The organism is Paraburkholderia sp. CI3, from assembly GCF_050436505.1.
Classification (GTDB): domain Bacteria; phylum Pseudomonadota; class Gammaproteobacteria; order Burkholderiales; family Burkholderiaceae; genus Paraburkholderia; species Paraburkholderia tuberum.
The window spans coordinates 383,050-409,976 of sequence record NZ_JBNDMI010000004.1 but is presented as its reverse complement, the minus strand read 5'-3'; the positions used below and the strand labels follow the sequence as shown (position 1 = coordinate 409,976).

At 63.5% G+C, this 26,927-nt stretch carries 17 protein-coding genes and 3 pseudogenes; 9 read left to right on the top strand and 11 right to left on the bottom strand.

Features of this window, described 5'->3' with window-relative positions; all coding sequences use genetic code 11:
- Window positions 1-86: 86 nt before the first annotated feature.
- The 9 genes and pseudogenes from tcuA to tssA all read left to right on the top strand — a co-directional run bounded on the left by tcuA (window position 87) and on the right by tssA (window position 9,148).
- Entirely contained in the window at window positions 87-1,496 is a 1,410-nt protein-coding gene (gene tcuA, locus OKW29_RS23360; RefSeq protein WP_429292774.1) for an FAD-dependent tricarballylate dehydrogenase TcuA, read from the top strand.
- Entirely contained in the window at window positions 1,483-2,697 is a 1,215-nt protein-coding gene (tcuB, locus tag OKW29_RS23355; RefSeq protein WP_429292773.1) for a tricarballylate utilization 4Fe-4S protein TcuB, read from the top strand. Before tcuA ends, tcuB begins: the two co-directional genes overlap by 14 nt.
- A gap of 66 nt (window positions 2,698-2,763) precedes the next feature.
- Entirely contained in the window at window positions 2,764-4,080 is a 1,317-nt protein-coding gene (locus tag OKW29_RS23350) for an MFS transporter (RefSeq protein ID WP_429292772.1), read from the top strand.
- 221 nt (window positions 4,081-4,301) lie between these two features.
- A pseudogene (locus OKW29_RS23345) lies at window positions 4,302-5,252 on the top strand (ATP-grasp domain-containing protein); the annotation flags it as partial.
- A 576-nt stretch (window positions 5,253-5,828) separates the two neighbouring features.
- Entirely contained in the window at window positions 5,829-6,005 is a 177-nt protein-coding gene (locus tag OKW29_RS23340) for an Arm DNA-binding domain-containing protein (protein ID WP_429294916.1), read from the top strand.
- Window positions 5,935-6,336: pseudogene (locus OKW29_RS23335) on the top strand (phage integrase central domain-containing protein); the annotation flags it as partial. The gene OKW29_RS23340 and the pseudogene OKW29_RS23335, both read left to right, overlap by 71 nt.
- Entirely contained in the window at window positions 6,337-6,936 is a 600-nt protein-coding gene (locus tag OKW29_RS23330) for a tyrosine-type recombinase/integrase (protein ID WP_429292771.1), read from the top strand. It begins immediately after the preceding pseudogene.
- Window positions 6,937-7,066: 130 nt separating this feature from the next.
- Window positions 7,067-7,860, top strand: a pseudogene (locus OKW29_RS23325) (IS630 family transposase).
- A gap of 244 nt (window positions 7,861-8,104) precedes the next feature.
- Window positions 8,105-9,148: a type VI secretion system protein TssA gene (tssA, locus tag OKW29_RS23320; RefSeq protein ID WP_429292770.1), complete on the top strand. Its 1,044-nt coding sequence runs from the start codon at window positions 8,105-8,107 to the stop codon at window positions 9,146-9,148.
- A gap of 66 nt (window positions 9,149-9,214) precedes the next feature.
- Here the strand turns inward: tssA and OKW29_RS23315 are convergent, their stop codons facing one another.
- The 11 genes from OKW29_RS23315 to tssH all read right to left on the bottom strand — a co-directional run bounded on the left by OKW29_RS23315 (window position 9,215) and on the right by tssH (window position 26,850).
- The gene (locus tag OKW29_RS23315) at window positions 9,215-9,568 is read right to left on the bottom strand and encodes a hypothetical protein (RefSeq protein WP_429292769.1); all 354 of its coding nucleotides are present in this window, start codon (window positions 9,566-9,568) and stop codon (window positions 9,215-9,217) included.
- Window positions 9,569-9,868: 300 nt separating this feature from the next.
- Window positions 9,869-10,588, bottom strand: coding sequence for a PP2C family protein-serine/threonine phosphatase (locus OKW29_RS23310; RefSeq protein ID WP_184064080.1), 720 nt, complete (start codon window positions 10,586-10,588; stop codon window positions 9,869-9,871).
- The gene (tagF, locus tag OKW29_RS23305; RefSeq protein ID WP_429292768.1) at window positions 10,585-12,096 is read right to left on the bottom strand and encodes a type VI secretion system-associated protein TagF; all 1,512 of its coding nucleotides are present in this window, start codon (window positions 12,094-12,096) and stop codon (window positions 10,585-10,587) included. Before tagF ends, OKW29_RS23310 begins: the two co-directional genes overlap by 4 nt.
- Window positions 12,093-15,689, bottom strand: coding sequence for a type VI secretion system membrane subunit TssM (tssM, locus tag OKW29_RS23300; RefSeq protein WP_429292767.1), 3,597 nt, complete (start codon window positions 15,687-15,689; stop codon window positions 12,093-12,095). The genes tagF and tssM overlap by 4 nt, the downstream gene beginning before the upstream one ends.
- A 4-nt stretch (window positions 15,690-15,693) precedes the next feature.
- Window positions 15,694-17,118 (bottom strand): type IVB secretion system protein IcmH/DotU, encoded by a 1,425-nt coding sequence (gene icmH / locus OKW29_RS23295; protein WP_429292766.1) that lies wholly within the window; start codon window positions 17,116-17,118, stop codon window positions 15,694-15,696.
- Window positions 17,115-18,452: a type VI secretion system baseplate subunit TssK gene (gene tssK / locus OKW29_RS23290; RefSeq protein ID WP_429292765.1), complete on the bottom strand. Its 1,338-nt coding sequence runs from the start codon at window positions 18,450-18,452 to the stop codon at window positions 17,115-17,117. Before tssK ends, icmH begins: the two co-directional genes overlap by 4 nt.
- Before the next feature lie 105 nt (window positions 18,453-18,557).
- A complete protein-coding gene (gene tagH, locus OKW29_RS23285; RefSeq protein WP_429292764.1) occupies window positions 18,558-20,153 on the bottom strand; it encodes a type VI secretion system-associated FHA domain protein TagH in 1,596 nt (531 codons plus the stop codon).
- Window positions 20,150-20,704 (bottom strand): DUF6931 family protein, encoded by a 555-nt coding sequence (locus tag OKW29_RS23280; protein WP_429292763.1) that lies wholly within the window; start codon window positions 20,702-20,704, stop codon window positions 20,150-20,152. The genes tagH and OKW29_RS23280 overlap by 4 nt, the downstream gene beginning before the upstream one ends.
- On the bottom strand, window positions 20,701-22,587 hold the full coding sequence (tssI, locus tag OKW29_RS23275; protein WP_429292762.1) for a type VI secretion system tip protein TssI/VgrG: 1,887 nt from the start codon (window positions 22,585-22,587) through the stop codon (window positions 20,701-20,703). The genes OKW29_RS23280 and tssI overlap by 4 nt, the downstream gene beginning before the upstream one ends.
- A gap of 389 nt (window positions 22,588-22,976) precedes the next feature.
- Entirely contained in the window at window positions 22,977-23,981 is a 1,005-nt protein-coding gene (locus OKW29_RS23270; RefSeq protein WP_429292761.1) for a TcdA/TcdB catalytic glycosyltransferase domain-containing protein, read from the bottom strand.
- 64 nt (window positions 23,982-24,045) lie between these two features.
- Window positions 24,046-26,850 (bottom strand): type VI secretion system ATPase TssH, encoded by a 2,805-nt coding sequence (gene tssH, locus OKW29_RS23265; protein WP_429292760.1) that lies wholly within the window; start codon window positions 26,848-26,850, stop codon window positions 24,046-24,048.
- Window positions 26,851-26,927: the final 77 nt, after the last annotated feature.

The window sequence follows — 26,927 nt, the reverse complement described above, 5'->3', positions numbered from 1 at the left end:
CACGAAACCTGAAGCCCCCTTGCCGCTTTGCTGATGGCGGCGGATGTCGTCGCCTCCTACAGTTCGTCTCAAAGGAGACAACTGAGATGATCGACGTTCTCATCATAGGCGGCGGGAATGCGGCGCTATGCGCCGCCCTCATGGCCCGCGAAGCCGGCGCCTCCGTGCAACTGCTCGAATCGGCACCCAGGGAATGGCGCGGCGGCAACTCCCAGCACACACGAAATCTGCGCTGCATGCACGATGCGCCCCAGGATGTGCTGGTCGACGCCTATCCCGAAGAAGAATACTGGGAGGACCTGCTCAAGGTCACTGGCGGCCTGACAAACGAGCATCTGGCGCGTCTCGTGATCCGTGCGTCGTCCAGTTGCCGGCCGTGGATGCAGAAGCACGGCGTGCGGTTCCAGCCACCCCTGTCAGGCGCGCTGCATGTGGCCCGGACCAACGCGTTTTTCATGGGCGGCGGGAAGGCGCTGGTCAATGCGTATTACCGCAGCGCTGAAGCGTATGGCGTCCAGATTCGCTACGACACCCCGATAGACGCCGTCGAGCTCGATGGCGACCGGTTCGTCGCAGCGAGAAGCGGCAAACAACGTTTTGAAGCACGCGCGTGCGTGCTGGCAGCCGGCGGCTTCGAATCCAATCGCGAATGGTTGCGAAAGGCGTGGGGCCAGAATGAACGCGGCGAGTGGCCCGCCGACAACTTCCTGATTCGCGGGACCCGCTTCAACAAGGGCGTATTGCTGAAATTCATGATCGATGCGGGCGCGGATGCAATCGGCGACCCCTCGCAATCGCATTGTGTGGCAATCGACGCACGCGCGCCTTTGTATGACGGTGGAATCTGCACCCGGATCGATTGTGTATCGCTTGGCGTAGTCCTTAACCGCGACGCGAAGCGCTTCTATGACGAGGGCGAAGACTTCTGGCCAAAGCGGTACGCGATCTGGGGCCGCCTTGTGGCGCAGCAGCCCGACCAGATCGGCTACTCGATTATCGATGCCAAGGCCGTCGGCCGATTCATGCCGCCGGTCTTCCCGGGTGAAAGATCCGACACACTTCCGGACCTCGCCCGAAAACTGAAGTTGCCCGAGTCAACCTTCGTCAAGACGATCGACGCGTACAACGCTGCGTGCAGGATTGGAACGTTTGACCATACTGCGCTCGATGACTGTCACACCGAAAATCTGCTGCCACCGAAGACTCACTGGGCGCGTCCGATCGATACGCCACCCTTCTATGGCTATGCATTGCGACCCGGCATCACGTTCACGTACCTTGGCCTAAAGGTCAACGACAAAGCGCAGGTGCATTTCGGCGGGCGACCAAGCGACAACCTTTTCGTAGCAGGCGAAATGATGGCCGGCAATGTGCTCGGCAAGGGTTATACGGCGGGCGTCGGCATGTCAATCGGCACCGCCTTTGGACGCATTGCGGGCGCTGAAGCGGCAGAGGCCGCTACCCAACACAATGGAGTTCACCGTGCACAAGCTTGAAGCACTGGCTCGCGAGGCTCAGGAACTCGCGTCGCCTCCCTCCGGTACCCATCGCTCCATGAGCGAGCTGCCGTCCCCGGTGATTCGCGTCCTTCCGTTGACTGGCAACGAAGCTGAAGTCGCAAGACAGATGCAGATATGCAATGCCTGCCGCTATTGCGAAGGGTTCTGCGCAGTCTTTCCGGCCATGACGCGCCGACTCGAGTTTGGCAAGGCCGACGTCAACTATCTCGCCAACCTTTGCCACAACTGCGGCGCGTGTTATCACGCGTGCCAGTACGCTCCGCCGCATGAGTTCGCGGTCAATGTACCGAAGGCGATGGCTCAGGTTCGGATAGAGACCTACGCCGAATACGCATGGCCGTCCTTTATGGGCGCGCTTTACAAGCGCAACGGCCTGACCGTCTCGCTCGCACTTGCAGCCGGTCTCGCGTTTTTCCTCATTCTCGGCGTCTGGCTGAAAGGGTCACTCACCGGCGAGCGCATGGGCGGAAACTTCTATGCTGTGTTCCCGCACAACCTGCTGGCTGCGCTTTTTGGCGCGGTATTCGGCTTTGCGATCCTTGCACTCGGAGCCGGCGTGACGCGATTCTGGCGTGATGTGTCCGCCGGGACGGCGCCCTCGGTTCCCGCCGTCGCCGAGGCGACGAAGCATGTGCTTGGACTCACTTACCTCGACGGCGGGCACGGAGACGGCTGCAATGAATCGAGCGACGCGTTCACACTCGCACGTCGCCGCTTTCACCATTTCACGTTCTACGGCTTCATGCTGTGCTTCGCGGCCACCGTCGTCGCGACGTTCTATCACTACGCGCTCGGACTGCACGCGCCCTACGCATTGTTCACCCTGCCTGTGCTCCTCGGCACTGCGGGCGGGATTGGCCTGCTTGTTGGACCGGCGGGGCTGCTATGGCTCAACCTGCGCCGCCACCCGAATCACGGCGATCCGAAGCAGCGACCGATGGACAGGGGGTTCATTGCGCTGCTCCTGCTCACCAGTGCAACCGGGCTCGCGCTTCTGGCCTGGCGCGACACCGCTCAAATGGCATGGTTGCTCGCGGCACACCTCGGCGTGGTCATGGCGCTCTTCGCCACGCTGCCGTACGGCAAATTTGCCCACGGAGTCTATCGATCGGCCGCACTCCTGAAGTCGTCGATAGAAAAGCGACAAGCCAATACCCTGCAAACCGGGTCCGACTGACCGCAAACCGGTCGAACGCTGTCGACCGGCCGTTATGCCATAAAAATACATCCATGGAGACAAATCATGAATCCCTCATCGTTGACGGTGCAAGACCCGCTTAGCGCTCGCACATCAAAGTTCAGCGCAGTCCTGCGCGTCACCAGCGGCAACTTCCTGGAACAGTTCGACTTTTTTCTATTCGGCTTTTATGCCGCCCAGATTGCCAGGGTGTTCTTCCCGTCCAGTAGCGAGTTCGCATCGCTGATGTTGACGTTTTCCGTCTTTGGGGCGGGGTTCCTGATGCGACCACTCGGCGCCATCGTGCTTGGGGCGTACATCGACGAAGTCGGCCGCCGTAAGGGGCTCATCGTGACGTTGTCGATCATGGCGAGCGGCACGATCCTGATTGCATGCGTGCCGGGGTATACGACGATCGGCATGCTCGCGCCTGCACTGGTGCTGGCGGGACGACTTCTGCAGGGCTTTTCGGCCGGCGCCGAACTCGGCGGCGTCTCGGTGTACCTTGCGGAAATGGCGTCCCCAGGCCGCAAAGGCTTTTATACGAGCTGGCAATCGGCGAGCCAGCAGGTCGCCATCGTGGTCGCAGCGGCGCTCGGCTATTTCCTTAATAGCTGGATGACGGCGAATGAGATTGGCGCGTGGGGCTGGCGTATTCCGTTCTTCATCGGCTGTGCGATCGTGCCGTTCATTTTCTTCCTGCGGCGCTCATTGCAGGAGACGGAAGCGTTCAAGAAGCAGCGCCATCACCCGCGCGTCGGCGAGGTGTTTCGGACGATGCTGGCGAACTGGCGCACCGTCTTTGCAGGCATGCTGCTCGTCGCGATGACGACCACCACGTTCTACCTGATCACCGTGTACACCCCGACTTTCGGCAAGACGGTGCTGAAGCTCACGACTGCGGACAGCCTGCTGGTCACTATCTGTGTCGGCATATCCAACTTTATCTGGCTACCGATCGGCGGTGCGTTGTCGGATCGTATTGGGCGCCGGCCGATCCTGATCGCGATCACACTGCTTGCCATCTGCACGTCCTACCCGGCTCTTTCCTGGTTGGCGGCCGCGCCAAGCTTTGGCCGAATGCTCGCGGTGCTGCTGTGGTTGTCGTTCTTTTTCGGGATGTATAACGGCGCGATGGTCGCGGCGCTGACTGAAGTCATGCCGGTCAATGTGCGCGTCGCTGGTTTCTCGCTCGCTTTCAGCCTTGCAACCGCCGTCTTTGGCGGATTTACTCCCGCCGTGTCGACCTATCTCATTCAGGTGACCGGCGACAAGGCGGCGCCCGGTTACTGGCTGAGTTTCGCAGCCGTATGCGGCCTCGTCGCGACGCTTGTGCTCTATCGACGAGGCGGTGCAGCGGAGCGATCGGCGACCGTCGCCTGACGAGTCGCGCAAGGCGCGCATCTTGTCGCCTGGCCCGCAGAGCGGCGGGATGAAATGCCTATGCGCCCCGCTCCGAATGATTCGGTTCCAACAATCTTTGCTCGCGGATCGCCGCGTCCCGGCGAACCGGCATCTCACGACTGGGTTCACCGCTGTCCGCCCGCAATGTGCTGTTTTGTAGGCAAGCGAAATGCATTGCTTAAACTTCAGGAGACATTTCCATGCAAATCACGGGTATGTTGCACGGCGCGCGCCTGCTGCAATTCGTCGGATTTCCGGCCAGCGAAATTTTGGGTCCGAGCGCCAGCGAAGAGGAAGTCAAGGCGCTGATCGACCGTCATCGCCAGATCTTCATCAAGCCCGTCTTCAAGGGCGGAGTCGGCAAGAAAGGCAAGGCAGGTTTGCTTGGCCGCGCGACCGACCTGAAGACCGCGCTCGCGGAAAAGGAGCGGCTCTACTTCGCCGGGCATACCGTCGGCCACATCAAGGCGAAGGCGAATGGCGTCACCTTCGAAGCCGGTGTGCCGGCCACGCACGAAGTCTACTTCTCGATCACGGATTCCACCCGCTTTCGTGCGCCGACCATGACGCTTTCGCACGTGGGCGGCATGGACATCGAGGAAGTCGACCCGAAGCAGGTGGCGATGGTGCCGTTCGATGCGCTGACCGGGCTGAAGGCGTTCGTCGTAGCGAATGCACTGAGCGAGATCGGCGCGCCGAAGGAGATCATTTCGCCGCTCGTGCAGCAGTTGCCGAAACTCTGGGAACTCTTTCACGACTTCGGCATGACGACGCTCGAGTTGAACCCGATCCGCATGCGCGAGGATAGGAGCGGTCGCCTTACGCCGGTTGCGTGCGACTTCAAGTGCGGCTTCGATCGCGACGATCCGCGGTGGGCGCGTCTTGGCCTGCCGCCTCATCTGTTCGCCGCCGATTACTCGGATTTTGAGCAGGAGATCAACCAGCTTCGCACCCATCAGGGCCAGAGCGACGTGTATGTCATCAACGAGAAGGGGACGATCCTCGCGCCGACCTTCGGCGGCGGCGCCAACTCGCTCGTCACCGAAATGCTGGGCGATGCCGCGATCATCTCGTCGGATTTCGGCGGCAATCCGCCTTACGCGAAGATGAAGGAAGTGGCGCGCATCTGTTTCAGGCACTGGCTCGAACAGATAGGAAGCACTAGCACGATTTGAAGGCCGGTAAACGCTCGAGATCGAAACCTCGACCACGTGATCCCGAATCTACAAATTGGCATCGGCAACCCTGCTGCAGGTCATTGACGGCATTTGTCGCGTCGATTATCGAAAGCTGGCGATGCCCCTTCAGGTACGTCCATTACCACCCGGTTGACATCCGCACTCTCTATAGCCCCAGCCTTGTACTTCAGTACAAACTGATTCGACCGGTCAAATCCGGCATGAATGAGTTGCTCAGCGTCACAGCAGACTGCAGAGCGTCCTGTGGAATCCAACATTTTTGCGTATACAAGTGCGTATATATGCCATAAATAAACTATTTTTTTGATTTAAAATCAAATACTTGAACTTCACATTCGAGTCCTCTCCTGCACCACAAGTTCTTCCGGCGTAAGCCGATGTAGTTCGAGAAACCCCGTAAGATCAACGTCTTACGGGGTTTTTTGTTCTCTACGGATCCCTTGCGTTCCACTGACATCGACGATTTTTGCGTATACCAGATTCGGGGGCAAACCCAAGCCCAGACGCGTCGAACCGAAGTCAGAGTTGGTGTTCCGTGCCGCCAGAGCTCGCGACCGTTCCTACCTTCTCGCGGATGGAAACGGGCTCGCCCTGAGGGTCCAGCCGAACGGCACCAAAACCTTGCTGTTCCGCTATCGACGACCGAGCACGAGCAAGGAGAACTCCCTCAGCCTCGGCCCCTACCCCCGATATCACGCTCGTTGATGCGCGACGGTCGGCCACTACCGCGCGCAATCTTGTACGCGAAGGCACCGATCCGATCGAACATCGCCGGGCGGAGTCCACGGCCCGCAAGCGCGCAGCCGAATGCGCCTTCCATCTCGTCGCCCACCGCTGGCTTGACTTCAAACGCAAGGAATGGGCAGATGAAACCTACCGGAAGGCAGAGTTTGCTGTCCGCGAATATCTAAATCCCGCGCTCCGCAACAAGCCCATCTCGACGCTCGCCACGCCAGAGGTCAAACCCATACTCGAAGCGATCGCCTCCCACGCGCCCAACCTCGCAACCAAAGCAAGGCAGTATGTCGGAGGCATCGTGACATACGCCGTCCAGAACGGACTGCGCGAACATGGTGCCGCCTTGACACTCCGCGGCGTTGAGCCACGCCACAAGAAAGGCCACATACCAGCGATTACCAAGCCTGCGGACATTGCTCCCCTCGTCGTGGCCATCAATGCCTACAACTCGCGCATCACCCGCGCCGCCCTCAAGCTAACCATGTTGACCGGCCTTCGCCCCGGCGTGGTGGCCGCAGTGCCGTGGGATGAGGTGAATCTCAAGACAGGGGAATGGCGTGTCGCGGCCGAGCGGATGAAAATGCGCCACGATCACATCGTGCCATTGCCAACGCAGGCAATCGCCGCTTTGAACGAGTTGCAGGCACTTACCGGAAAGGGTCATTACGTGTTTCCGTCACCAGCCCGTCAAAAAAAGCCTCATTTACATCGGGACGCGTTGAGCAAAGCATTGCGGGAAATGGGATTTCAGGGAAAACATGCAACGCACGGATTTCGCGGCACGCTTCGTACGGTCGGACGAGAACGGCTCGGCATTGATGTAGATGTACTCGCGGCGCAACTGGCGCACGCCAAACGTGGCGACGTGCAAAAGGCCCTACGACAGAACAACGTTTGACGACGATCGTCGCAGGGTCATGCAGGAATGGGCCGACTACATTGATCGACTATTGATTTTTCCGTAAATCATGACAAGTTTGAGCGTCTCAAGCGTTATATTTTCAGGACGGTCCTGGAGACAGGTTGGCATGGCGCAAAGGCGAATGAGCGCAGCAGCAAAGAAGCGATTGAAGGCGGGTCGGCTGCTGCTGGCGGGCAAGGGCTGCGCCGAGGTGGCGTTGGCGGTGGGTGTGGCTCGGCAGACGGTGTACACATGGAAGCGGCTGCTCGATGAAGGCGGCATCGATGCGCTGCGAGAGGTGCGCGAGCGAGGGCGCCCGGCCCAACTCGATGAGCAACAGTTGGCGGCTGTTCGCGCCGCCCTGCTGCAAAGCCCCGTCGAGCATGGATTTGGCACTGAACTGTGGACTCTCAAGCGTGTGGGCGCGGTCATCGAACGCATGCACGGCGTTCGCTGTGGCCAGACGCAGGTTTGGCGCATCCTGGGCTCACTGGGCTTTAGCCCGCAAAAACCCGAGAAGCGGGCCATCGAGCGCAACGAGGATGCCGTGCGCAACTGGAAGCGCCGCACCTGGCCGGCCCTTAAAAAAAAGCCCGACGAGAAGGGCGGCTGATTGTCTTCGTGCGCGAGTCCCGCATCAGCGAGCGCCCGACCAGAGTCCGCACCTGGGCGCCCAAGGGACAGACGTCCATCATTCAACTTCAACTGGACGGACGCATCCAGATCGCGTGCCTGCCGCCGTACGGGCCGGACATGAACCCGGTCGAATACCTGTGGGCCTGGCTGAAGCGCCACGCGCTGGCCAACTACTGCCCCAATGATCTCGGCGAACTGCACACGAGCGCCCGCAACAAGCTCAAGAACGCTCAAAAGCGGCCTTCGCTCATTGCCGCTTGCTGGATGCAGGCTACGCTGCGGTGACGTCATGAATTATGGAAGTCTCAAATAAACGCACGCCAGCGATTTTCGAACCCAGGTTCTAAGTCTTGCAAGGTAGCAAGCGCCTGGCGCTCGCTAGCAAAGCGTTCGATCTGCGTACCAGGCTGACGATCAGTTGAGACGGAATAACTACGGGGCATTAGCTGTTGTCCGTTTGATGCCGCGCGCTCGTTGGACGCGCCCTGTCGTTGTAGTCTCAGCGCCCTTCTTTTTTCGCCAGCCAATCATGACGCCATTCGATCCAGATCACCTGCTCCGCCCCATCGATGACAGCACGCCGACAGGCGAGAACCTCGAATACGATCCAGAATTCATCGCGCTGGAGCGGCTCGCCACACCGACATCCGAGCGGGCGATGGGCGACAGCCTGAAGGCCGCCGTAGAACCGGACTGGGATAAGGTGGCAACCGCCGCCGAGGCTTTGTTCAACCGTACCAACGACCTGCGTGTGGCCATCCATCTGACCGCCGCCTCGACCCGCATTCATGGCATTGCAGGCTGGAGTGCCGGTCTGGGGCTGGTTCGCGGTCTGCTGGAACGATACTGGGAAGCGGCGCACCCGCAATTGGACGCCGCCGACGACAACGATGCTACCGCGCGCACCAACGCGATCATGCCGCTCGGCGATCCCCGGAGCGTACTCGCCTATTTCCGCAACGCGCCCTTCGTGAGCTCACCGCGACTCGGCCGCTTTTCGTTGCGTGATTTGCGTATCGCGACGGGCGCAATCACCCCGCCACCCTCTGCGGAGGGCATGCCTGCGCCCACGCTGATCGATCTCGAAGCGTGCTGCATGGATTGCCCCGAACACCAGTTGCCCGATGCGGCCGCAGCACTCGCGATGGCGCTAGAGCACGCGCGCGCCATTGATGCAATTGCGAGCGAAAAGCTGGGTACCGCTGGACCCGATCTGGGCCACCTGACCGACGATATCGAAGAGTTGAAGAAGTTCGTCGATGCACAGTTGGCGCGGCGCTTTCCAGAGCGCGGCGAAGCGCTCGCCGCCGGATTGGTGTCGACCGGCGAAGACGCGCCCACGAACCCTGCCCCTCGGCGCGATAACGGACGAATCCAGGGACCCGATGACGTCGTCCTGTGCATCGACGAAATCTGCGACTACTACGAACGTCACGAACCGTCCAGTCCGCTGCCGATCCTGCTCAAGCGAGCCAGACGTCTGGTCGGCAAGCGCTTCGCGGAAGTCCTTCAAAACATCGCGCCCGGCGGCCTCGCAGAACTGCAGACGCTATCCGGGCCGGACGAAGAATGATCCCTGCAGATCGGCGCAACATCGAGCGGCTGTTGCGCTCGGACTGGCTGCTTCGAAAACGCGGGCTCAATATGCGAAGACAAACCAGCAAAACAGCATGACGCCCACCGCGGCCACGCCGAGCAGCACGGCAGCCCGCGCGGCGAGCGGTCGCGCGCCGAGGTCCGTGCGCACTGCCCCCCCTTCAGCACTTGCCGCACTTCCGGCATCGTGACCTTCCGCCAACACGTCCGGCTGTTGCATGACGCCCGACAGCACGACCCGCCGCACGGTGTCGCCTGTACCCGCAGTGTCCCGCCCCAGCGATTCGAACAACATGCGTCGGCGGTACCGGTATTCGTTGCGCTGAATCCGCTGTAGTCGATGGGCTTCGTCGAGCGCGCGCAACGCGTCGTTGACCTGCTGCTCGTCCACATTCATGCCTGCTGCCTCCTCGGTCGCAGCCACTCGCACTGCACGACATCGCTGCGGACCGACAGCGCGGGCGGCACGATAGTCATGCCGTGGTTGCGGCGCACGGATGCCGATAACGCACCGGCCATCCGTGCGGACGATGAAATGGTGGAACGCGCGCCAGTTCTCGCGGGTGCCGACCCGCTGCGAAGAACGTCGATCTGACGCTCACAACGTGTCCTGAAAGCGTCGGATAGCGCGGCCAGCTTCGGCGTGCGCCCGTGATAAGCGGAAGGGATGGGGTCCGGATGGATCATGGCGGAAATTTCACGATGCTTCGAGCCGCACGATGACGGCGGAAATGTTGTCGCGCGCGCGACGCGCAAGGGCGAGTTCGAACAGGCGCTCGATCTGCCGGCGTGGACTGTGCTGCTCGCGACAGGCGGCGGTCAATTCGCCATCACTGAGCTCCTTGTTGACGCCATCCGAGCACAGCAGGAACTGCATGCCGGGACGGCTGCCGGCCATGGCCCAGTCGACGTAGAGCGTCTCGTCGACGCCGACCGCCCGGGTCAGCACGCCAGTGCCCACGCCTGCCGGCGCGCGTGGTCCGAAATGCGTGATGTCGACCGGTTGACCATGCACGTGGTCGCGAGTGAGTTGCGTCAGTGCGCCGTTTTCCTGAACGTACACGCGGCTATCGCCGACCCAGCCGCACAGCACGAACTGCTGGTCATGCACCAGCAGCGCGACGGTCGAACCGATCACGTCGGTTTGTCGAGCGACGGCGGCCTCGCGCAGTTCGGTGTTCACCTGCTGCAGGCTGTCTTCGATCGCAGCAATGAAGTCGAAGACGCTGCCTTCGCGCGTCAGCGCACCAAGGCGTTCGATGATCAGCGTGCTCGCGTAGTCGCCGGCCGAATGGCCGCCCAGACCGTCGGCCACAGCCCACAGTCCGAGGTCCTCGCGAACCAGAATCGCATCTTCATTGCGGCGGCGCACCTTGCCTGTCTCGGTGCGGCCGGCGGAGCAACAATGCGTCGTCATGAGCCGGCTTCAATCACGGCCAGCGGCCATTGCGCGGGCTGCGTGCCGAGGCCCGCGCACATCGCGAGATGCAGGCGGGCGTCCTCGTTCGTGGTCAATGCCAGCGCCTCGAGCAGACACGCTTGCGGAAGCTGGATGAGCGCGCGGCTGACGAGCAACAGCAGGCGATCGTCATCCTCGAGCGTGATGCACGCTTCGTCGCAATCCGGCTCTTCGGAGGCGCCGATGCCGGGCATCGCGAGCCATGCATCGCCGAACAGCAGATCGTCAAATTCGCCGCCCGCGCCTGCCGCCCGCTCGACGAACAGTGGTTGCAACTGGCCGCGCCGCCAGTGCCAGGCTGCTGCGGCGCCGATCCGCAGCAGTCGCACCTGCGCTGCGTCAAAGCGCGCGACGAGGGCAGCGCCGTTTGCTGCCGCTGCGTAACGCGCATCGTGCGCATCGTGCGCATCGTGCCGGGCGCCGCGCAGTTGCGCGTGCAGCGCCAGCAGGCCGGTCCGCAGACTGGGCAGATCCGCCGCACTGCGCTGCGCCGTCTCGCGGATGGCGCGCGCTGCACGTTGGTGCGAGTGAGACGGGCCGTCATCGGCACTCAGCACCAGCGTGCGGCCGTCGTCGAGTAGCAGCAGCGCATCGCTGGCATCTGCAGCGTGACCGGCTGCCGATGAACCGACGGGCAACACTCGATCATCGTGACCATCCTCCGCATGCAGACCGGATTGCCCGGCAGCGATCTCTTCAGCGCCCTGCAACGCAACAGACTCCCACTGACGAGCGGATGCCGAGCCGAACTCGCGCAGCGCATCGCCCATGTCACCCATGTCACCCATGTCGCCCACCCTCGACACCACCGGCTCCAGTAGCGCTGCGTAGCTCGACGGCAAACCACGCGTCGCCAGCAGGCACGCAGCACGTTCGGTCCACCAGAGGCACCACGGCCCCGGCCGCTTGCCGAGTTGCGACCATGCCTCGGCCAGCACCATCCCAACGGCCGCGCCTTCGGGCATCGCCAGTCGCCATTGACCGCTGTCCCACGGCAGCGCGCGCCAGAACGCAGCCATGGCGGTCGCAGGTCGCACGTGCGTCAGCGGACCGGGCAACGCCGCCACGCGCACATCGAAGGTTTCGACGCTCACGACCTCGTGCTGCGCATTGCGATAGACGCGCTCGAGTGCGTCGAACCACGCGTGATTGCCGAGCACGGTCGCGACATCGCCGCCACAGGGCGCGGCCAGCACCATCGGAAAGGCACGGCCGAGCCGATCGACGGCCGGTCCGATCAGACCGCACCACGCGACGTTGCCGCACACCGGTGCGGGCAGCACGAAGCGCCACGCCGCGCCCTGTCGCCATGCGGCATCCCAGTGCGCTCCGAGTTCGCGGCGCCCGGTTTCGACCGCGCGCTGGAAGTCACGGTCCCAGCCTTCGACGAACGCGGACGGCAGCCGTCGCTGAACAAAATCGCCCGCGCTGGGCAATTTCCCGAAGAAGCCGACTCCACCGTTCATCGCGGACACCTGAAACGACGGACTTCGTCGTTGAGGAACGGGTTCTTCAGACTCGCGGGCGCGATCGGCAGCTTCACTGCATGGCCGCCGAAGTCGAAGGTCGCGAGATAGCGCAGGTCGCTTTGCTTTTGCAGACGGGCCGCATCGAGCGCGTGGAAGAACGCCCAGTCGCCATTGAATTTCAGCGGCGTGCCGACCGGCTGGCCGGACGTATCGAACGCACTGACGACCACATGTCCAGGCTGCGGTCCAGGCCACGTCATCGTCATGCTCGCGGGGCCGTTCGCCGCGTAGTCGTACTTCTGCCCGTCGATTTCGACGGTCAGCTTCGCGATTGCCGGATCGAGCTGCGGCGCGAGCAGCGTAAAGCCGACCTGCAGTTGCGCGCCGTTGCGGAAATAGATCTGGCGGATCGCGTCGGCACTCTGCGCTTCGCTCAGCACGGCGTCGGGGCCGGTTGGCGCGCCGGGCTTCCAGCGCCAGTTGCGGCCACTCGTGTCGACTGATTTCGCGAGCGTCGACTTGAAGAAACTGTCGAACCGTCCGCCATTGCCGAACAGCTCGGCGAAGTTCTGCACGGGGATGTCCGATGCACGGTTCGACGCAAACGGATAGCGGCCATCGACAAAGCTCGCGCAGTCGTTGCCCGCTGCCTCGCGAAACTGGCTGGCGAGCGCGGCGCTGCTTCCGCTCGCGACCAGATCCGCACTCTTGCCGGTGAGGCCGGAAATCAGCGAAGCCACCTGCGGCGGCAACTGGTCGCTCTCCTGGCGCGCCGCGAGCACGGCCGGATTGTTCTGCGCGCCGGGTGCGCTCAGGTCAGTCATCGTCAACAGGTTCTTGCCGAGCTGGTCGAGCACGGTGGACATCTGATCGAGCGGCGTCGAGCCCGGCGTGCCGACGCTCACCTGGTTCAACTGCGCGAAATGCGCCTCGATGGCGGCGCCCGCCCGGCTGGCCGGCGCTTCGCCCGAACCCGGTTTGGTGCTTGCGGTGCCGTTGGTCGTGGTGCCGTCCGGCAACGTTGCGCCCGCATCGCGCAATTCGCCGGCAAGGCGCGTGTTCGCAGCGCGTCTCGCGACCAGGTTCCCGCCGACGGACGCCGCCTGCGCGCCCACCGCCGAAGCCGACAAGGCCGATGAAGCCGAAGTTGCACCGTCAGCCGTGGCGCCGCGCAACATGTCACTGGTGTTGTCATGCACGAGATGCAGCAGCGCTTTCAGCGGCGAACTCGGACCCGACAGTTTCGCGGCCAGCGCACTTGCGCCCTGGATGTCAGACACCTGCTGAAGTTGCAGGTCGGCGAGCAGCGCGTCCCACGCCTTGATGTAGTCCTGCTCGTACAGTGCCAGCACCTGCTGTTCGTAGCGCGAGCGCGCGAGCGGATCGATGCGGCTGGCGTTGAAGACCCAGTAGTCCTTCACGAAGCCGTCCACCGATCGATCGATCCCGCCGTTCACCTCGGCGGCGAAAACCGGCCTCGTGAACAGCGCGGGAAACGGTTGCGACAGCGGCGCGCCACTCTTGCGGCGAAACACGCTGCCAAGCAGTCCGAGCGACTGGTCGAGTCGCACCGGCGGCGCCCCCGAACGCCCGGCGTCGAGCTGGACGCTGCCGTAGATCAGCGTCGCGAGATCAGCGGTCTTCAGCGTCGCGCGCGCCTGATCGATCAGCGCGTTGTCGAGCGTCAGCGCGCGCGGCTTCGCCGGATCGTCGACCAGCGCGGAAAAGTGTTTGTCGAGCGCGTTCTGGATCGCCGGATCCTGCGGGAACATGCGTTGCCATTCGATGCGCGCGAGCGCGGCCAGCTCGCCGGGATCGAGATGCTGCGGCTGGCCGAGCATCAGATAGCCCTTCAGGTAGTCGTAGAGTGCCTGCGGAGCGTTGGCACTGGCGTTGAGTCCTTCCCGAAAGCGCACGCCGACGCCGGGCAGCAAGGTGCCGTCGAGTTCGCGCAGATACGCGGCATGCACCTGCCCGAACAACGCGTGGCCCTGGAACAGGCCGAAGCGCATCAGCCAGGGCACGTGGCCCTGATACTGGCCCGCGACGCCCTGCGCGCCGGAGATGACTTCGAGGCGCGCGAGCGCACGCGCGAAATACGTCTTGAGATCCGGTGCGCCGGCGAGGCTGCTGGCTGGCGGCAGGTCTTCCAGGGTGTCCTGCACCTGCGCGACGTAGAGACGGTTGCGCGTGTAACTGGTGGCGAAGCCGGTGATCAGCAGCGCCGTGACGAGCGCGATGCCGATATACATCCCGGCTTGCATCAGGAGCTTCTGCCGTTCCAGCCGCGGATTGGTGCCGGCGAAGCCCGACTCCCGGAACAGCACTTCCTTCAGCAGCCGTTCGACGAAAAAGGTCCGGCGTTGCGTGCCGCCGCCCTGCACGCGCGCCACGTCGACGCCGAAGGTGCGCGCGACGGCGCTCAGCATGCGGTCGATCGGCGCGCCCTGCTGGGTGCCGGAGGTCAGATAGACGCCGCGCAACAGCGGCGCTGCGCCGTACTGATGACGCCCGAACGCGCCTTCGACGAACTGCCGCGCAATTTCGCGAAACGCGCCGAGCTGCTGCGGAAAGCTGAGCACGGCGGCGCGTCGGCTGCGATCGCGCTCCCCATGCAGACGCTCGATCACGCGCGTATTCAGACGCTCCAGCAACAGGTCGAACTCGCCCGCGAAGCGCGCGCAGGCGCTACCTTCAATACTCGCGTCGACGGGAAACGTCATGCCCCAGACCTGACTGCGCAGATCGGGCCCGAGATCGTCGAAGAACTCGGTGAAGCCCGCCACGAGATCGCACTTGGTGAACACGAGATACACGGGCACCGCCACCTTCAGGTGCTGCGCGAGTTCGTCGAGGCGCCGGCGCACGGTGCGGATGTGCTGCTGACGCGCGTCTTCGTCGAGCGTCAACAGATCGGACACACTCATGGTCACGATCACGCCGTTCAACGGACGGCGCCGCCGATAGCGGCGCAGCAGCGACAGAAACGCCTGCCACGCGGACGCGTCGGCGGCCGCATCGGAGTCCTGCGTCGTGTAGCGGCCCGCGGTGTCGAGAAACACCGCCTCGTCGGTGAACCACCAGTCGCAGTTGCGCGTGCCGCCGATGCCGCGCAGCGCCTCCTTGCCGAAGCGCTCCGAGAGCGGAAACTCGAGCCCGGAATTCTGCACCAGGGTGCTCTTGCCCGAGCCCGGCGGACCGATCACCACATACCACGGCAGCGCGTAGAGATTGCTGCCATTCCTGCGGGTCTTGCGCAACATATCGATTGCTTCGCGAAAGCGACGCTGCAACTGCTCGCGTTCGGCGCTGCCGGGTTCGTCGAGCGGAAGCTGCGCGTCCTGTCCAGCCAGCTCGCCGGACAGTTGCGACGTCTTGCGCCGCGCGCGCCATTGCATGACCTGTTCGACCAGCAGCCAGCCGAGCACGATCGCGAAGATCAGCGCCAGCCGGGCCGCGGCGCTCGCGAGCGGTTGCCGTTCTCCGATCCCGAGATAGGGGCCGCCCAGCCAGATCAGCGCAGCGATCAATAGCAATCCGATCGCGACGGTGAACCACCGGGACGTCACCCAGGTTTTCAGCGTGTTCATGGGTTCAGTGCTCCGGGATATACAGGATTTCCACGCGACGGTTGCGCGTGCGGTTCGCCGGCAGATCGGCCGGCGTCGCGATCGGCTGCGACGAGCCAGCGCCGCTCGCTTCGAGACGACGCGGATCGTCGAGCCCCTGCGCGAGAATCTGCTGCGTGTTCTGCGCGCGCGCCGTCGACAGCGCGAAGTTGTCCTTGAAGGTCAGCGAACGCACGGGCTGGTCGTCGGTGTGGCCGACGACGATCACCCTGCCCTTCACCTGATTCAGCGCCGACGTGATCCGGTGCAGGAGCGACACCACGTCGGGCGCGATGTCGGCGCCGCCCGACGGGAACAGTTCGGCGGCGGCGAGACGCACCGTGGCGCGGCCATCGGTTTGTTCGTCGACGCTCAACTGGCCGGCCTGTTCCTGTGGCGCGAGCAGTTGCTTGAGCGTTACGCGCGCGGCCGTGGGCGCGGGCGTCGCGACGGTTTGCGGCGGCGGCGTGTTCTCGAGACCGATTGCGGCAAGCTGTGCGCCGACTGGCGCAGCGAGCGCGTTGAGCTTCGTGAAAAACACCAGGAATGCACCCAGCAGCACGACGGCCGCCGCCGACGCGGCGACCCACATCGGCACATGCCGCATCACCGGATTGCGGCGGTCTTCGACGCCGCGCCAATGCGGCGCCAGTTCCGCGGCGGGCGCTTCGCGCAGCCCGCGAATGCGTCGATAGAGATCATCCTGAATGTCGGCCAGGCGCGCGAGGCCGCCTGGTTCCACGAGATAGCGTCCGCCGAAGCCCAGCGCGAGACAGATGTACATCAGCTCGATCAGATCGAGATGGCGCGAGAAGTCGACGCTCAGGCGATCGAGGATCTGAAAGAACTTCGCGCCACCGTAGGCCTCGCCGTGGAATGTCACGAGCAGCGTCTTTTGCGCCCAGCCGCTCAGGTCGCCCCACGGCGCATTGTTCACCGACTCGTCGAGCATCGTGCATAGCACGTAGCGCGCTGCCACGATGGTTTGCGTGTCGATGCCCGCGCCCTGTGCGTAGCGCTCGAAGCTGCGCACCTGGGCGACCGCCTGTTCGCGCAGACGGCCGACGTCGGTGGGCGGCGCAACGCTGTGCCGCAATTGCACCGTCAGCAGCAGCAGCGGATTGGCCGCACGGACGAGCGGATTGGCGACACCGCTCAGGAAGTCGCCCAGCTCGGCGCGCAGCGGCGGCGGGCCAGGCGGCTGCGACGGCCGGTTTGCCGGCATCACGCGCGAAGTGGGCGATGCCGGCCGCACGATGCGCGTGACGTCGCCGGCGTCGGCGTTGGGATCGGTGTTGGGATCGGCGTTGGGATCGCCGTTGGGATCGCCGTTGACGGCGCGCTGCGGGCGCATCATCGTCGCATCGCCGCGCCGGGTTGCGTCGGCGGAACGGTCGTTGGTGGTATTCATGCGCGTACCGCCCACAGTTGCAGGTCGAGACCGGCGAAGCCGCTGCCGAAGTGCATCGCGATGCCGCCGGACGTCTTCAACATGCGCCACATCGGCGAGTTTCTGTCGCACTCGAAATAGAGGAAGCCCGACATGTAGGGCAACTGGCGCGGCGCGACCGCCATCGGCGATACGCCGATGCCCGGCAGTTGCAGGTTCACCAGATCGCGGATCTTTTCGACAGGACCGATCTTCGATTGAGTCGGCAGTTGCCGGCGCATGTCTTCGGACTTCAGGTCGGCCTTCGCGGCGAGCACGAAGGTCGCCGTATCGAGCAGCGTGAGATCGGGCACCATGCCGACCCACACGCCATACTTGCGCTGCTGCAGCGGAATCGCGACAGCACTCTGTTCGAGCACCGCGCTCAACGCAATGCGCAGCGCCGCGATCACCGGCTCGAAGCTTTCGCGCAGCAGTTCGTGCCGATACGGCGGAAAAGCCTGCGCGCGCTTGCCCGGCGTCGTGAATGTAGCCAGCTCGCCGGCCAGTTCGAGCAGCAGCCGGTAAAGCGCTTCGGGGTGCAGCAGCGGCGCCTCGGCAAGATGCGCGACGAGCGGCTGATAGCGGTTGATCACCTGCAGCAGCAGAAAGTCCGCGATTTCCGCGGCCCCGCCGCGATCGGTCTCGCTCACACGTCCCGCGAGCGCCTCGCCGCGCTGATGCAGCAGGCCTAGCAGCTCGGACAGGAAGGTGACAAGCCGCCCGGCCGCTTCAGTGCTCTGCGAGGTCGGCACGAAGCCATCGTCGAGGATCACCCGCCGATCGGCGCGGCATTCGACGACTCGTGCCAACGGAATCTGCATCAGGCCTTCCATCGGCTGCGATTCGGGTAAAAGACGTGTGCTCATGCCCGCGACTTCCAGCGCGGTGACGCCTTCCATGCTGCCCGACGCATCGCGCACTTCGGCTTCGCGCACGCGATAGCGGAACAGTTGATCGCTGCCGGCGCCGGGCCATGCGCTGTCCGGCTGCGTGGGCGAACGCAGCGGCAAGGTCAGATGAACGATCTGGTCGCGCCAGTTCGCATCGATATCGAGCGGCGGCGGCAGTGGATCATCGCCGGGCATTGCGAACGGCGTGCCGTCGGGAAACACGCCGCGTGCGCGCTTGATGCCGAGCTTGCCGATTGCGAGCAGATCGCTTTCCAGTTCGAGTTCGTGAAAGCCCCATGCGTGCGGACGCAGATTGCCCGCGCGCAGCTCGACGTAACGCTCGAAATAGCGTTCCTGCTGCTGCATGTGCTGCGGCCTGAGGAACAGGCCCTCGCTCCATACCACCTTGTTGCTCTGGGTCATGTCGGTGAACCGGATAGGGGTTGTCACACGTCGCGCGACGAGTGCGGGTCGCGACGGCCTCGGGCCTCGCCGCACCGCGTTACGCCGGCGGGTCGCGTTGGCTGGTTACGTTGGCTCGTTGCGCCGCCTTTTCAGGCGTCCGAGCTGTTCTTCGTAGGCGCGCGCGAATTCATCGCCGAAAAGCCGCCTGAAGCATTCATCGGGATTTCTCGTGACTTCTTCAAACTGTTCCTTGTAGCGCTCCCAGTGACGCGGCCGGCCACCGAGCGGCAAACGGCGCACGCTGCCTTCGGCTTCCCGTTCGATCTTCGCCGGATCGAAATGCGCGAGCAGCGACTGGAACGCGGAACGCACGCCAGCAAGCATCGCCATCTGGTGATTGCGGATGTCGTCGGCGGCATCGTTCAGCGCGGCGTTGCCGCGGAGGAAGCCGCCATCGGGCGGCGCGAGCAGCCTCATGACGGCTTCCTGCGCGGTCGGCGCGAACTTCAACGGGTTGTTTTCAGAACGCTGGATCAACGTCGCGGGCAGCCGGAAGCTGTTCTTCAGTTCGGCGCGCGCGCGTAGCACGTCCATCATCGCGTCGACGGCAATGTGGAACATTTCCATCAATTCGGGAGCGTATTCGCCGGCGGACGACGGGGCGGCAGAGGCGAGCGGAGCGGTCGGAACCGCAGGCACTGCCGGCGCTGCAACTGCCGCAGCGATGACGACCGGTGTTGTGTCCGGCGACGCGTGCGAATGCATCGGCGTTTCCGACTGCGGTTGATTTTGCGGCGGCACCTGCGTCGGCCTCGATGCGTGCGTTGGCGCAACCGCGAATGGTCCGGTCAGATCTCCCGACACGCGTTGCTGTCGCGGCGACGGTGCGGGCACAAGCGCCGGGATCCCGCCAGTCGTCATGGACACATCTTCAGAAGGTTCGATCCGCCCCTGCCCGGAACGCGCGACGACCTGGCTCGCGCTCGCGTCCCAGTCTTCCGGGAGGACGGGCCCGCCAAGCCGTGCTGCCTCGGCCTGCGGCGGCCGGAAGCGGTCGGCCGCCGCAGGCGTGTGGTTCCAACCGGGCGCGGACGGCACACGAGGCAGCGGTTCGTCGGCGTAGGACGATGGCACATCGAACAACGCGAGTGGATCGAGACTCGCACCCGGCGCCGATCCATCGGCGACGCCCGGAATCAGGCCTTCGGCCTCGCCCGCATGCTCCTGCGCCGGGGTGGCGCGCCGTGGCGCGAGCAGCAGGCTCAGGTCCAGCGGACCCCTGTTTTGCGCAGGCGCAGGCGCCGGTGCGCAGGCAGGGGCCGGCGCGGCAGCACCGAAAGACGCGGTGCGCCCCGGATCGACCGCGCCGGCCCGCGGGTCCGGTTCGGTCGATCCGTTGCCGCTCAAGCGCACGCTGACATCGAACGTGTCGATCTGCAAGCGGTCGCCTTGCTTCAGGGCGGCCGGATCGCCTTTTCGCAGTGGCGCGCCGTTCAGCGACATGCCGTTCGTGCTGCGGTCCTCGATGAAATACATGCCGTTCAGGTAGCGCACCAGCGCGTGCAGACGCGACACGCCTTCCGTGCCCAGCACCCAGTCGCACTCGTCGGAACGGCCGATGCTGCCATCGCGGCAGTCGAACACCTGCTCGCGGCTTGCGTCGAAGCCGCCAGTCCCCTCGCCTTCTATCGAGAGAATCAGCCTCTGCGCGGCGCTCATTGCATACCTCCATCGATACCTTCAGGAACACTCAGCAGGCCCAGCGCATCGCGCACGAACGCGGCACGGCGTGCATCGAACCGCGCGGGAACCAGCGCGGCCATGTAGCTCACCGCGGCCGTTGCCGCGATCGCCGTCAGATGCTCCGGCGGCGGCGTCGGCCGCTCGTGCTGCGGATTCAGGTTGCCGCCCGACCAACCTGCGGCAGCAGCCGTCCATGCGCCGATCGTCTGGTAGCGATGCGTCTTCGCGAACGCGAGCGCCGCGGCGCGTTGCGCTTCCATGGGATCGCGCACCCACGCTTCCGCGAGTTCGAGACCTGCGCGGTCGTGTTCGTCGAGCGTCTGACGGCGGCCGCACTGGCACGCCCACGCCACCGCATAACGGCGCGGCAGAAGACGACCAAGCAGGCTCAACGCATCGGCTGAATGTCCGGCGTCGAGCAATGTCTGCACCGCCGAACGCGCCGCCATCGACGGCCGCAGGCACGCTTGCGCGCGCGTGGAAAGCCGCATCTGGCGCGCTGCTTCGAAAATCGACGGCGTGCTCATAAGATCATCGGAGCCGCGCCGCCCAGTACCGCCGTCGCGGTCCCGATCAACTGCAGGTTGGTGGACTGCACGAGGCAATCGGCCTCGGACAGGATTTCCATCGCCGCGATCGAACTCATGTTCAGATTCGCTTTCGAGTTGATTTCCATCGCAAGACCCGAAGCCATCGTCACGTTCATGTCTCCGTTAAGCGAGATGCTGGTGCCTTGAATCGCGATCTCGCCGGTGCTGTTCATCGTGATGCTGGCAAGTCCGGTGACCAGCCTGATCTGGTTGCCCGCCGTCAGCGTGTAGTTGCGCGCGACCTGTACATCGTGGTCGTGCTCCGACTCTTCGCGCAGATCCTTTTGCGCGTGAATCAGGACCTGCTCGCTGCCCATCCGGTCTTCGAAGCGGATCTCGTTGTAGTCGTCACTACCGCCACCTTCGTGGCTGCGGCTTTTCACACCGCTTTGGGTTTTGTTGTCCGGCAGGTTGTACGGCGGCATGTTGTCGGCGTTGTAGACACTGCCGATGATCAGCGGCCGGTCCGGATTGCCGTCGAGAAAGCTGACCACCACTTCCTGTCCGACGCGCGGGATGAACTGCGCGCCCCAGCGCTTGCCGGCCCACATCTGCGCGACCCGCACCGGGCACGAGTTCCGCGCGTTCGGTTTGCCCTGACGATTCCAGAAGAACGTGACCTGCACGCGGCCGTATTTGTCGACGGCGATGTCTTCGGGCGTATCGCCGTACACCACCGCCGTCTGCAGGCCAGCGATCACCGGACGCGGCGTCGTCGGCATCGTGCGAAACAGCTGGCGGCTGCGGATCGCCTTGAAGCCGCACCTGAACGGCGCCTCGCCATCGTCTCCACCGCCGCCCGCCGAGTAGTCCGGCTCGACGAGCCGCGTCACCGCGTCGATCACGAGGTATTCGTGATTCGCGTCGGCAAGCGGAAAGTCCTTGAGCCTGAACAGCGCACCCGTGGCGAGACCACAGGCGTCGGTGTGGCCGGCGCTCATCGCGAGCGGCACATTCAACGCATCCGCGCGCACCTGCGCGTAGCGCTGGCCGTCGGGCAGACGCTCATCGTAGCCAACGTAGTCGTACCCATAGTCGTAGATGTCGAGGCCGCTCACGTTGTGCGCGTCCTCCATGTCGGTCAGCTCTTCGGTGGCAAGCAGCGATGCTTTCGGCTTCAGATAGTCGTAGTCGTCGAGTTGCACCTTCGTCGCGTTGACCGCGCGAGAGGTCTCCCAGTCGCTGATCGACGCCTTCATGCGCTTGCCCCGCTCGATCGGCGGCGCATAGGGAATCTGCTCGAAGCCAGCCACGCTCGAGTGCGCGCCGAGCGCATCGGCGAGCACCATCGTGTGCGTGCTCTGCGTATGCGTGAAGAAGTAGTAGATGCCTTCCTGCTCCATCAGCCGGCTGACGAAGTCGAAGTCGCTTTCGCGGTACTGCACGCAATAGTCGCGCGGCGGATAGCTACCGCTGAGGCTCACCTTCAGATCGCTATAGCCGATGTCGCCAAGTACCGACTGGACGATCTGCGGCACACTCATGCTTCGATAGATGCGGCAGTCGCGTCTACGCGTCGCTAACCACGGTTTCGGCACGAGCGTGAACGTGTAGACCGCATAGCGCACGTTGTCGATGTTGACGAAGCCGCCTTGCTCGCCTTCGCGGACAATCGCGTTGAAGTAACGCGTATAGCCTTGCGGCGTGACAAGCTTCACCGTCATCGGCGTACCCAGCAGCGAACGCAGGTCGACTTCCGCGTTCTTGCTGATCGCTTCGAGCCGATATGAAAACAGCCGACCGAGCGACTCGGTCGCGGTCATGTTTGCGAACAGGAGACTGCTGCCGAGACTGGAAGTGAGTGTGATTGCGTGGGCCATGACGTGATCTGCGAACCTTCTTTACGTTGCGGGTAAGTCGTACTGGACGGAAAGCCGCAGCGCGGTGATGGAACCGGTATCGGCGCCGCTGTTGCGAACCGGACGCCTCCAGGTTGACGGTTTTTGCCTGCTGGCATCGCTCCATCTCCCGGCGCGATTAGTACGCCCTTTGGCAAACAGAACACCCGGCCCACGCGATCTATTCCTTCGCCATGGCGCAAATGAATTTGATATAGGTCTCCTTATAGGTCTCCTGAGTGAGCGGATCCGAACCCTTATTGACCAGTTGCCGCGAATTGTCCACCGGGTCGTTCGCGACCACAGGACGGTCGTCCTGCGTGTCATGGATCAACCCGATATTGACGTGACCCCGGATTCGCTCGAAGAACTCATACGCCAAGCCAATCGTGAAAGTAACTGTCCTTGACCTTGTGCATGGGGAAGTACCAGTTATCTCGCATGAATAGATTGTTCTGCAGTTTCTGATCCGAGGTCTGAGAACGGACTTGCTCCTCGAACATTTTGTCCCGGACCTTTTTGAAGCCTGAACTCTCCGCCGCTGCCTTTGGTCCCGTCATTCTGATCGTGCTCGTCCGGACGTCATTCATATATTCTGTTCGCAGAGCATCGCTGTTCCTGATCGATCTGAAGTTGCTGTGTATGAGCGATTTGTAGGACTTCAAGCCACCGCTGCCAGCGTGACTCGCGATGATTGAGTTGCTGATCGATGGCGTCTGGTCGTCTCTGACGTGCTGTTCCCACCAGTTTGAATTCACCCAGTCGCTCTCGCTTATTCCGTGATACCAGGCGGAATGCACGGCGGAGAATCGCGGGTAAGACTGGTGGCAGATGATTTCCCCCAAGGGACTGACGCAGCTGACGTCGGTATCGACATAGAGACCGCCATGCTGAAGAAGAATCTCGATTCGCAGAATATCGCTGGCCGAACCGAAGTTGGCTCCGCGATTGACCAATTCGCGTCGGTAAATCGTCGAGTTCTTACCCATCTTCAAATCATGCTGCACCTCGCGCAGCTTGAGCCTGTTCTGCTCGCAGAAGTTTATGATCGAGTTGACCTGGCGGCCCCGCATTCCACGCAAATCCTCGCCGCGCATGTTCAGATACTGATTCAGATATCTCATCGTTGCCGAATCGCCCCCGTCCTCACCCAATCGTTGAGCCACCTCATCCCATTGGTTCGGCGTAATGCTGGCATTGTGTTGTACGCTGATCTGGCGGCGACGTTCGCCTGTCAGTAACTGATTGGCGTCGATCCAGAGATTCACCTCCCAATCGGGGTTCAACCTCGGAAACGTTATGATGCAATCGCGGTTTCGTTGCGGGATATCGCCGCCAATCCAGATAATATGAATTATCTTTGGAATAGCTTTCACGTTTTGAACTCCTCGTAAAGGTCAATTTCTTTCGACCGCCCCAGCGTTCGGCGCCCCGGTCACACTAATCAGGAATGCCGGGAATCGCGGCGATGAGCGGCGCACGCTCGTCGAAGCGATACGCAAAATCGCCGTCCTCGACGCTCACGCCAACCCGCTCGATCGCGACGCCGTCGATCATGCGTGCGAGAAACTCGCGGCTGATCGCAGGCAACATCGTGTTGGTCAGAATCGCATCGATCATGCGGCCACCCGATTCGCTCTCCGTGCAGCGACTCACGACCAGTTGCGCCACGGCGTCGTCATAGTCGAGCGGCACGCGATAGCGATCCTCGATACGCCGCTTGATGCGGTCCAGTTGCAGTCTCACGATCTTCGCGAGCATCGCGCCACTGAGCGGGAAATAAGGGATAGGCACGAGCCGGCCTAGCAGCGCGGGGGGAAACACCTCGAGCAACGGTTCGCGCAGCGCTTTGGCGAGGCCCTGCGCATCCGGCATCAACTCCGGGTCCTGGCACAGGCCGGCGATCAGATCCGTGCCGACGTTCGTGGTCAGCAGGATCAAGGTGTTCCTGAAATTGATCGAGCGGCCTTCACCGTCATCCATCACGCCCTTGTCGAACACCTGAAAGAAGATTTCGTGGACATCGGGATGCGCTTTCTCCACTTCGTCGAGCAGCACCACCGAATACGGCTTACGCCGCACGGCCTCGGTCAGCACTCCGCCTTCGCCATAACCGACATAGCCTGGCGGCGCGCCCTTCAGCGTCGAAACCGTGTGCGCTTCCTGAAACTCGCTCATGTTGATCGTGATCAGATTGTGCTCGCCGCCGTACAGCGCCTCGGCGAGCGCCAGCGCGGTCTCGGTCTTGCCGACGCCCGACGTGCCGGCGAGCATGAACACGCCGATCGGACGGTTGGGGTTGTCGAGACCGGCGCGCGATGTCTGGATGCGCCTGGCGATCATCTCCATCGCGTGGTCCTGACCGACGACGCGCTCGCACATCAGGTCGGCGAGATTCATCACGGTCCGCAGTTCGCCACGGACCATGCGCCCGACCGGAATGCCGGTCCAGTCAGCGACGACCGACGCGACCGCCTGGTAGTCGACATTCGCCAGGATCAGCGGGTTTTCGCCCTGCCGCACGGCGAGCTGCGCCTGCAGTTGTTTCAACTCGGCAAGCACCTCTGCCCTCGTGTCATCGTCGAGCGCCGGCGGCGCGAACGAGTTCGTCGATGCGTCGGACTTCGCGTCGCCGTGCGCGGTCGGTTCCCGCGCACTGCCGGCGCGTTCGCCCGGCGCGGCCTCGCCTCCTAGCCGCGCGCGCAACGCCAGAATCTGCTGGACCAGCGATTTCTCGTTGTCCCACGCGGCTTCGAACTGCTGCAAACGCAGCCGTTCCGCTTCGAGCGTCGCTGCAGCCAGCGACTCGCGAGCCTCCACCTCCATGCCGACGCTTTTCTCGCGTGCGATGATCGTCTGCTCGGTCTCCAGCGCCTCGATCCGCTTGAGTGTGTCGTCGATCTTCGCCGGCACCGCGTGCTGGCTGATCGCGACACGCGCGCACGCGGTATCGAGCAGGCTCACGGCCTTGTCCGGCAACTGACGCGCGGGAATATAGCGATGCGACAACTTGACGGCTGCTTCGAGCGCTTCGTCGAGAATCTGCACACGATGATGCTGCTCCATCACGCTCGCGGTACCGCGCATCATCAGGATGGTCTTCTCTTCGCTCGGTTCGTCCACCTGCACGGGCTGGAAACGTCGCGTCAGCGCCGGATCCTTCTCGATGTGCTTGCGGTATTCGGCCCAGGTGGTCGCGCCGATCGTGCGCAGATTGCCGCGCGCGAGCGCGGGCTTGAGCAGGTTCGCCGCGTCGCCGGTGCCCGCCGTACCGCCCGCGCCCACCAGCGTATGCGCTTCGTCGATGAACAGGACGATCGGCTTGCGCGAAGACTGCACTTCGTCGATCACCTGACGCAGGCGGTTTTCGAACTCGCCCTTCATGCTCGCGCCGGCCTGCAACAGGCCGATATCGAGCGCACGTACCTGCACGTTGCGCAATGGCGGCGGCACGTCGGCACGCGCAATGCGCAGTGCGAACCCCTCCACCACAGCCGTCTTGCCGACACCCGCTTCGCCGACCAGCATGGGGTTGTTCTGGCGCCGGCGCATCAGTACGTCGACCAATTGGCGAATCTCGGCGTCGCGGCCGACCACCGGGTCGATCTTGCCGTCGCGCGCCTGCGCGGTCAGCTCGACCGTGAACTGCTGCAACGCCTGTTGCCTGCCCATCTGCGCGGGCGCCATCGCACCGCTGCTCTCGCCCGGCGCAACCTCGCCGGACGCAACCGCGCCGGCACGAAACCCGTCGGTGGCAAGCTGGCCGTCTTCCGGCGAGCCTTCGACGATGCCGGCGAAGTCGTCGGCCAACGTCTCGGCGCGTAGCTTGTCGAATTCCCCCGAAACATCGAGCAATGCGTGGCGCAAGTGTCGCGTACGCAACAGGCCGACGATCAGATAGCCGGTGCGCACCTGGGATTCGCCGAACAGCAGCGTAGCGAATACCCAGCCGCGCTCGACCGCTTCTTCCACCTCGGCCGACAGATCGGAGATGCTCGTACTGCCGCGCGGCAAACGTTCGAGTGCGACCGTGACGTCGCGTGCAAGGTGCGACGGATCCAGGCCGAAATGCCTGACGATGCGATGCAGATCCGAATCCTGCAGCTGCAGGATCTGATGAATCCAGTGCGCCAGTTCGACGTACGGGTTGCCGCGTAGCCTGCAAAACACGGTAGCGCTTTCGATACCCCGATAGGCCAGCGCGTTGAGCTTGCCGAACAAGGCGCCACGACTTATTTCAGCCATGATTCCAATCCTGTATGACCAGAGGCGGCCGCGAAGCGGTCGCCAGTTCAGTTGCAAGATGCCCGGACATGCGTACG